The sequence below is a fragment of the Actinomadura kijaniata NBRC 14229 genome (genome assembly GCF_001552175.1).
In the GTDB taxonomy this organism is placed as follows: Bacteria; Actinomycetota; Actinomycetes; order Streptosporangiales; family Streptosporangiaceae; genus Spirillospora; species Spirillospora kijaniata.
In genome coordinates this window covers 1-8,341 of record NZ_BCQR01000111.1, presented here as the reverse complement: position 1 = coordinate 8,341, position 8,341 = coordinate 1, and the positions used below count along the sequence as shown (strand labels likewise).

The following is an 8,341-nucleotide window of genomic DNA, read 5'->3' as shown; positions in this document are numbered from 1 at the left end:
GGCAGGCCCAGCCGGCGCCGGCGGGCGGCGCGGCGTTCGGCCAGGCGGCGCTCCTCGCGCATGCGGCGTTCGGCCAGCACCGCCGACAGCAGCACCTCCGGCCGCACACCCGGCGGCGGGGGCGGGCTGACCACGGCGGTGACCTGGTCGGCGATCCGCTGCCCGAGATCGTCGCGGACCTCCGGCAGCAGCTCCCAGAACCGCGACAGGTACTGCCGGGCGGCCATCGCCAGCTCGTCCGACACCTGCGACAGCTCCAGCCTCTGGGCCCACCACGCGAGCTGCGGCGGCATCACCGCGACCGGGCCGAACATCCCCGAGGTCGGCACGCGCTCCTGGATGACGATCGTCCCGGCGAACAGGTCGCCCAGCCGCTTGCCGCGCCGGCTCCCCAGCGAGGTCAGCAGCGCCGGGGCCCCGTACAGCATCCAGAACTCGACCACCCCGGCCAGCGCCCGCACCAGCGCCTGCCGGAACCGGATCGGACCGCCGTCGTCGGAGACCACCCGCAGCCCGACCGCCATCTTGCCCAGCGACCGGCCCCGCGACAGCGTCTCGAACGCGCACGGGTACCCCACCAGCACCAGCACGCTGGTGAGGATGACCAGGCCGACCGTCCACGCCTCGTCGGCGACCAGCGACGTCATCGCCACGACGTAGACCGCGAAGTTGAGCACCGCGAGCTGGAAGATCAGATCGAGCAGGAGGGCGCACCCCCGGCTGGCCAGGCGCGCCACCCGGATGTCGAGCGCGACGGCCTCGCCGGTGACGAGTTCGGCCATGACCCTCCTTCGGTTGGAGGTCCATTCTGCCCGGAACGCGCGCGGTGTGGTGATCAGGGGTGAACCGCGGCCCCGGCGCGTTCCGGGATAGTCTCCCCGGGTGGACGTCGACGCTTACGTGGCAGCGCACAACGCCGAGTGGGTCCGGCTGGAGCAGCTGATCAACTCCGGCCGGAGACTGTCCGGAGCGGAGATCGACGAACTGGTCGAGCTGTACCAGCGCACCGCCACCCACCTGTCGGTGGTGCGCTCCTCCTCACCCGACCCGATGCTGGTGGCGCGGCTGTCGTCGCTGGTGGCGCGGGGCCGGGCGGCGGTCGCCGGGGCGCGGGCGCCGCTGTGGCGGGACGTGTCGCGGCTGGCCACGGTCTCGTTCCCGGCGGTGGCCTACCGGCTGCGCTGGTGGTGGCTCGGCAACGCCCTGCTCGGCAACCTGCTCGCCCTGGCGCTCGGGATCTGGGTGGCCCGCAACCCCGAGGTGCAGGCCGCGATCGTCACCCCGTACCAGGCCCGCGAGCTGGTCGAACGCGACTTCGCCAACTACTACACCGAGCACTCGGCGGCGTCGTTCGCGTTCCAGGTGTGGATCAACAACGCGTGGGTGTCCGCGCAGGCGCTGATCTTCGGCATCCTGCTCGGCGTCCCGGCGGTCTACGTCCTCGTGCAGAACCAGCTCAACCTGGGCGTCGTCGGCGGCCTGATGTTCGCCCACGACAAGGGCGACGTGTTCTTCGGCCTGATCCTGCCGCACGGCCTGCTGGAGCTGACCGCCGTGTACCTGGCCGTCGCCGCCGGGCTGAAGCTCGGCTGGACGGTGATCGACCCCGGCCCGCGCCGCCGCGGCCAGGCGCTCGCCGAGGAGGGCCGGGCCGCGATGAGCGTCGCGCTCGGACTGGTCGCGGTGCTGCTGGTGTCCGGGCTGATCGAGGGGTTCGTGACCGGCTGGGTCCACACCACCTGGCTGCGGATCGGGATCGGCGTGGTGGCCGAGGTCGCGTTCCTCGCCTACGTGATCGTGCTGGGGCGGCGGGCGGTGCGCCAGGGCGAGACCGGCGACGCCGAGATCCGCCCCGACCTGGCCCCCACCAGCGGCTGAGCCCCGCCGGCGGGGGCGGCGGTCACAGCCTCCCGGCCGCCTTGAGCGCCAGATAGGCGTCGGCCAGCGCGGGAGCGATCTCGTCCGGCGGCGCGTCCACGACCTCCACGCCGAACGACCGCAGCTCGGCCGTCAGCCGCCGCCGGTCCGCGCGGGCCCGCTCGGCGGCCGCGGCGTCGTACACGGCCGCCAGGTCCCCGCGCGCCCCGGCCATCTCGCCCACCCGGGGGTCGGCCACGGCCGCGACCATCACCAGGTGCCGGGCGGTGAGCTGCGGCAGCAGCGGCAGCAGCCCCTCCTCGATCGCCGCCGGGTTCAGCTCGGTCAGCAGCACCACCAGGCACCGTTGCCGCACCCGCGACAGCAGCGCCGACACCATCCCGGCCGCGTCGCTCTCGATCAGCTCCGGCTCCAGCGGCGCCATGGCCTGCACCATCGACGGCAGCAGGTCGGTCCGCGAGGCGCCCTCCACCCGCGCCCGCACCCGCCGGTCGTAGGCCAGCAGGTCCACCCGGTCCCCGGCGCGCGACGCCAGCGCGCCCAGCAGCAGCGCCGCGTCCATCGAGCAGTCCAGCCGGGGGATGTCCCCGACCCGCCCGGCCGAGGTCCGGCCGGTGTCCAGCACCAGGTAGATGCGGCGGTCGCGCTCGGGCCGCCAGGTCCGCACCACCACGTCGCGCCGCCGCGCCGTGGCCCGCCAGTCGATCGACCGGACGTCGTCGCCGTCCACGTACTCGCGCAGCGAGTCGAACTCGGTGCCCTGCCCCCGGATCAGCGCCACGTGCGCCCCGGTCAGCTCGCGCAGCTTGGCCAGCTTGCCCGACAGGTGGCGGCGCGAGGGGAACGCGGGCAGCACCCGCACCCGCCAGGGCGCGGGCCGCGAAAGCTGCCGCGCCGCCAGCCCGAGCGGTCCCACCGACCGCACCACGACGCCCACGGCCTCCCGGTCGCCGCGCCGCGTCGGCGCCAGCGCGGTCTCCACGCGCCGCGCCTCCCCGGCCGGGACGTCGATCCGCGTCGTGCGCGGCGACGCCCCGGCGCTGGGCGGCCACACGTCGCGCAGCACGGCCTTCACGCGCCGCCGCCCCCGGTTCTCCACGGTGAGCGTGACGGCGGCGCGCTCGCCCAGCCGCACGTTCGTGTCGCCCGACCGGTGGTAGGCGAGCGCCCGCACGTTCCCGGCCAGCGCCAGGTCGGCGGCCACCCCGGCCAGCAGCGCGCCCCAGAACGCCAGCAGCGTCCACCAGCTCGGCAGCACCAGCGGCAGCAGCGCGCCCAGCCCCGCCAGCAGTCCCAGCCGTCCCGTCAGCGCCATCAGCGGGGCGCGGGGACGTGGGCGAGGATGCCCTCCAGCACACCGTCGGCGGTCGCGCCCTCCAGCTCGGCCTCGGGCTTGAGCTGCACCCGGTGCCGCAGCGTCGGCCGCGCCAGCGCCTTCACGTCGTCCGGGGTCACGTAGTCGCGCCCGGACAGCCACGCCCACGCCCGCGACGTCGCCAGCAGCGCCGTCGCGCCGCGCGGCGACACCCCCAGCGCCAGCGACGGCGACTGCCGCGTCGCCCGGCACAGGTCCACCACGTACGCGGCGACCTTCGGGTCCAGGTGGACGGTCCGCACCGCCGCCTGCCCCGCCGCCAGGTCCGCCGCGCCCGCGACCGGCCGCACCTGCGACAGGTCGCGCGGGTCGAACCCGGCCGCGTGCCGCTGGAGCATCGCGATCTCCTCGTCCCGCGTGGGGACGGGCACCGTCAGCTTCACCAGGAACCGGTCGAGCTGCGCCTCCGGCAGCGGGTAGGTCCCCTCGTACTCGACGGGGTTCTGCGTCGCGCACACCACGAACGGGTTCGGCAGGGCGCGCGCCGCGCCCTCCACCGACACCTGCCGCTCCTCCATCGCCTCCAGCAGCGACGCCTGCGTCTTGGGCGGCGTCCGGTTGATCTCGTCGGCGAGCAGCAGGTTCGTGAACACCGGGCCCTCGCGGAACTCGAACTCCGCGGTCCGGTTGTCGTAGATCAGCGATCCGGTCACGTCGCCGGGCATCAGGTCCGGGGTGAACTGCACCCGCTTGAAGTCCAGGTCCAGCGCCCGCGACAACGTCTTGACCAGCAGCGTCTTGGCGGTGCCCGGCACCCCCTCCAGCAGCACGTGCCCCCGGCACAGCAACGCGATGACCAGCCCGGTCACCACCGCGTCCTGGCCGACGACCGTCTTGGCGACCTCGCCGCGCAGCGCGGTCAGCGCCGCCCGCGCGCCGTCGGCCGCGGCCGGGGTGTCGTGCCCGGCGGCGTCCTTGTCCAGGTCCACAGGTTGGTTCAAGACTGTCGTACCTGCCTTTCCAGGTCGTCGAGAAGATCGGTGAGCCGGACCAGCGCGGCGTCGTCGACGGGCTCGGGACCGTACAGCGCCTCGCCGACGAACGGCTCGTCGCGTCCGGTGCGGGCGGCGACCGCCGCGACGATCTGCGGCGCCGCCTCCGGGTCGGCGGCGGCCCCGCGCGGCAGCCCCAGCAGCGCCACCAGGCGCTCCCGGGCCCCGGCGCGCAGCGCCTCGGCGGCGCGGTCGCGGGCCCGGTGCGCCCGGTACAGCCGGGAGCGGCCCTCCACGGTCTCGGCGGACCGCACCACCACCGGCAGCGCCTCGGCCACCACCGGGCCGAGCCGCCGCGACCGCCACAGCGCGGCCAGCGCCACCGCGACGATCAGTTCCAGGAAGAACAGCTTCACCCCGAACGGCAGCAGGTCGCCCAGCGACCGCTCGCCGCCCTCCGCGCCCGGCTCGGGCAGATCGGGGATCAGCCACACCACGTGCGGGCGGGCGCCGACCAGGTTCATCGCCAGCGCCGCGTTGCCCTCCTCGGCGAGCGACCGGTTGACCAGCGGGGCCGCCGAGCCCAGCACGGTCACCGTCCGCCCGCCGTCGGCGATCTCCACCAGCCGGGGGAAGCGGTCCCCGACGTAGCAGCGGGTCGCGCCGGAGGGGACCTCGTAGGTCTGGGCCTGCCCGAACTCCACCCGCCCGGCGGCGACGGCGGCGGGCAGCGCGCAGCCGGGGACGTCGGTCTCCTCGAACGACGGCTCGGCGCGCCGCACGCCCGGCGCCAGCGACTCCAGCGCGTGGCGGTCGGGCGTGACCAGCACCAGGTTCGCGGTGGTCTCCTGGAGGGTTCCCAGGTCGGTGGGGGTGAGGCGGTCGGTGCGGGTCACCACCAGCGTGCCGCCCGGGGTCGCGCGGGCGGCGGCGTCCCCGGCCCGCCGCGCCACGTCCAGCCGGACGCCGCGCTGCTTGAGGATCTCGGCCAGCGCCCGCGTGCCGCCGTCCGACGGCGAGGTCGGGTCGAGGTCCTGCGCGGTCCCGCCGGGCCGCAGCGCCGCCAGCGCCAGCGCCAGGGCCGCCAGCGCCAGCACGACCAGCAGCACGCCCCGCGAGGACCGCCACCGGCGCCCGGCGACCTGCCGCGCGGTCGTCTCGGAGATCACCACCGGAGCCCCCCGTCGGTGTCGTCACCCGGCCGGTCCGGCACCACCCAGGCCCCGGCCGGGACGGGCGCGGCGGCGTCCGAGGAGTCCGTGGAGTCCGTGGAGTCCGCGGCGTCCCCGGATCCCGTGGTGACCTTGGGCCTGGCTGCGGTGACCCGTTCGTCCAGCGCCTTGACCCGCGCGTACGCCTCGGCGCTGCCGGGCCGGTCGCCGTACCAGACGTCGTCGAAGATCCGCACGCCCGCGCGCAGCTCGTCCGCCAGCTCCGGCAGCGCCGCGCCCGCCTCGGCCGCCAGCTCGTCGGCGGTGCGGCCGGGGCGCGGCGCCAGCACGGCGCGCTCCTCCAGGTCGCGGGCCAGGGCGCGGAGCCGTTCGCGGATCGCCTCGGGCCAGCTCCCGGCGGCGGCCAGCCGGTCGGCCTCGGCCCGGTGGTCGCGGGCGGTGGAGGGGGCGTCCTCCAGCAGCGGGTCGCGGTCGGAGCGCACGTTGCGCCGGTCCCGCATGACCCACGCCACCAGCGCCACCGCCGCCACCAGCACCAGGATGATCACGATCCAGGAGATCCAGCCCGCGCCGTTGCCGTGCGCGTTCGGGTCGGCGGTGCGCTGGAACAGCTCGCGCAGCCAGTCGGCGAACCGGTCCCAGGCCCGCTCCAGCCAGGACGGCCGGTCCCGGTGGTAGATCGGCTTCTCCAGCTCCCGCCGGGCCAGCTCGCGCGCCTCGTCCCGGCCGATGGGCTCAAGGATCACGGCGCGCCTCCGCCCGACGGCGTGTGCGACTGGTGTTGCGCATGGGGTTCTCGGGGCATCTGTCGAGGGTGGGGAGCGGGCGGGGGGAACGGTGCGGGGGCCGGGCGGGGGCTCGGCCAGGCGGGGCGCCACAGGGTGAAGAAACCGTCGTCGCCCGGGGCGTCCCCGTCCGGGGCGTCACGGTGCGGGCCGTCACGGTGCGGATCATCATGGTGCGGGGCGTCCCCGGCCGGGGCGTCGCGGCGGGTGCGCAGGTCCAGGTCCAGGCCCTCGCGGCGCATCCGGCGGTCCATGTAGAGCAGCGCGATCACGCCCGCGTCGAACGGCAGCACCACCGACCAGCTCACGATCCGCCCGAACGTGTCCAGCGCCAGCGCTCCCAGCGCCCGGCCGCCCTCGGGCTCGGTCCCGAAGAACACGAGCTGCGCCACCAGGAACGGGATGCGCAGCGCGAAGAACCCCATGAACACGGTGATCAGCAGGGCCAGCAGCAGCGTGCCGCAGGTGCGCCACCAGCGGCCCCGCGACAGCCGCCGGGCCCGCGCCAGCGCCCCGCCGACCGACTCGCGCTCCAGCACCACGGCGGGCGCGGCCAGCACCAGCAGCACGTACAGCCACACCATCAGCGCGATCCCGGCCGGGAAGCCGAGCACCCCGGCCAGCACGCACAGCGGCACCGGGGCCTCGGCCGCGACCAGCAGCAGGAACGGCGTGACCGGCAGCAGCAGCCCCAGCAGCGCCGCCCCCATGATCACCAGGGCGACGGCGGCGAGCCGCCCCAGCCGCGGCCGGGCGTCCCGCCACACCTGCCAGGACTCCGCCGGCAGCCCGAACAGGGACCGTCCCAGCACCGGGGCCAGCAGCCCCGACAGCAGCACGATCCCGTAGGCCGACAGCACCAGCCCGATCAGCGCGAGCGAGACCTGCGACCCCAGCGAGCGCAGCAGCACGCCCGGGGTGACCTCGTCGCGGGCCTGCTCGCCGACGAAGTAGTAGGCGGCCACCGTCCCGGCGACCTGGATGACGGCGCTGACGGCGACCGACACGCCGAGCACGGTGCGCGGCGCGCGGCGGATCCCGGCGATGGCGCCGTCCAGCATCTCCGACATCGACAGCGGCCGGAACGGGACATCCCCCTCGGGCGACCCCGGCGGCGGACCCGCGAGCCGCGGCGCGTCGTTCGGTCTGGACATCCCCGCTCCCGTCGGTGCTCGAAGTGGGGCCATCCTGTCACGGACGCCGGACGGAACGCCCTTCCCGTCCCGCGCAACCCACGGCAGTATGTCCCCGGCCCCGTCTACGATCCGGGGTGCGCGGCGGTCGAAGAAGGGTCAGCGGACGGTTTCCGGGTATCGGAGGGAGTCACGGACAAGGCAAACGCAGGTAACCTTGCGTGCCGAGGCATATCTCTCCCTGGCGAGGTGGGGCCGGGTTCCGGCCCCGAGGGCGGTGGCGACACCGCGACCACGGGAATCGCGGGCACCTCCGTGCCCTCAGTGCTTTCCCAACCCCACCGGACCCCGACTTTGCGATGAGGGCCATGAGAGGACGTGTACTGGTCGTCGACGACGATCTCGCTCTCGCCGAGATGCTCGGCATCGTGCTGAGGGGCGAGGGTTTCGAGCCGTCGTTCGTCCACGACGGAGACAAGGCGCTGGAGGCGTTCCGGGAGACCCGGCCCGACCTGGTGCTGCTGGACCTGATGCTGCCCGGCGCCGACGGCATCGACGTCTGCCGCCAGATCCGGTCGGAGTCGGGCATCCCGATCGTCATGCTGACGGCCAAGAGCGACACCGTGGACGTGGTGCTCGGCCTGGAGTCGGGCGCCGACGACTACATCGTCAAGCCGTTCAAGCCCAAGGAGCTGGTGGCGCGGGTGCGCGCGCGGCTGCGCCGCACCGACGAGCCCGCCCCCGAGACCCTGCAGATCGGCGACATCACCATCGACGTCGCCGGGCACTCGGTCAAGCGCGGCGACAAGCACATCCCGCTCACCCCGCTGGAGTTCGACCTGCTGGTGGCGCTGGCCCGCAAGCCGCGCCAGGTCTTCACCCGCGAGGTGCTGCTGGAGCAGGTGTGGGGTTACCGGCACGCCGCCGACACCCGCCTGGTCAACGTGCACGTGCAGCGCCTCCGCGCCAAGATCGAGAAGGACCCGGAGCGGCCCGAGATCGTGGTGACGGTGCGCGGCGTCGGCTACAAGGCCGGCCCGGCCTGACCGGCCGGCCCCGCCGCGCC

At 75.2% G+C, this 8,341-nt stretch carries 8 protein-coding genes; 2 read left to right on the top strand and 6 right to left on the bottom strand.

Features of this window, described 5'->3' with window-relative positions; all coding sequences use genetic code 11:
- Positions 1 to 782, bottom strand: a 782-nt coding sequence (locus tag AKI01S_RS30605; protein ID WP_067825534.1) for an RDD family protein, incomplete at its 3' end; no start/stop codon positions are given.
- A 100-nt stretch (positions 783 to 882) separates the two neighbouring features.
- Here AKI01S_RS30605 and AKI01S_RS30600 point away from each other — a divergent pair.
- The gene (locus tag AKI01S_RS30600; RefSeq protein WP_067825532.1) at positions 883 to 1,878 is read left to right on the top strand and encodes a stage II sporulation protein M; all 996 of its coding nucleotides are present in this window, start codon (positions 883 to 885) and stop codon (positions 1,876 to 1,878) included.
- A 22-nt stretch (positions 1,879 to 1,900) separates the two neighbouring features.
- Here the strand turns inward: AKI01S_RS30600 and AKI01S_RS30595 are convergent, their stop codons facing one another.
- The 5 genes from AKI01S_RS30595 to AKI01S_RS30575 are packed head-to-tail and all read right to left on the bottom strand — an operon-like array spanning position 1,901 to position 7,296.
- On the bottom strand, positions 1,901 to 3,193 hold the full coding sequence (locus AKI01S_RS30595; protein ID WP_067825530.1) for a DUF58 domain-containing protein: 1,293 nt from the start codon (positions 3,191 to 3,193) through the stop codon (positions 1,901 to 1,903).
- Entirely contained in the window at positions 3,193 to 4,194 is a 1,002-nt protein-coding gene (locus AKI01S_RS30590; RefSeq protein ID WP_067825528.1) for an AAA family ATPase, read from the bottom strand. The genes AKI01S_RS30595 and AKI01S_RS30590 overlap by 1 nt, the downstream gene beginning before the upstream one ends.
- The gene (locus AKI01S_RS30585) at positions 4,191 to 5,354 is read right to left on the bottom strand and encodes a DUF4350 domain-containing protein (protein WP_245681843.1); all 1,164 of its coding nucleotides are present in this window, start codon (positions 5,352 to 5,354) and stop codon (positions 4,191 to 4,193) included. Before AKI01S_RS30585 ends, AKI01S_RS30590 begins: the two co-directional genes overlap by 4 nt.
- On the bottom strand, positions 5,351 to 6,103 hold the full coding sequence (locus AKI01S_RS30580) for a DUF4129 domain-containing protein (protein WP_067825524.1): 753 nt from the start codon (positions 6,101 to 6,103) through the stop codon (positions 5,351 to 5,353). The genes AKI01S_RS30585 and AKI01S_RS30580 overlap by 4 nt, the downstream gene beginning before the upstream one ends.
- The gene (locus AKI01S_RS30575; protein ID WP_067825521.1) at positions 6,100 to 7,296 is read right to left on the bottom strand and encodes a hypothetical protein; all 1,197 of its coding nucleotides are present in this window, start codon (positions 7,294 to 7,296) and stop codon (positions 6,100 to 6,102) included. Before AKI01S_RS30575 ends, AKI01S_RS30580 begins: the two co-directional genes overlap by 4 nt.
- A gap of 347 nt (positions 7,297 to 7,643) precedes the next feature.
- On the opposite strand from AKI01S_RS30575, the gene mtrA reads away from it, so the two are divergent.
- On the top strand, positions 7,644 to 8,321 hold the full coding sequence (gene mtrA / locus AKI01S_RS30570; protein ID WP_067825520.1) for an MtrAB system response regulator MtrA: 678 nt from the start codon (positions 7,644 to 7,646) through the stop codon (positions 8,319 to 8,321).
- Positions 8,322 to 8,341 lie beyond the last annotated feature (20 nt).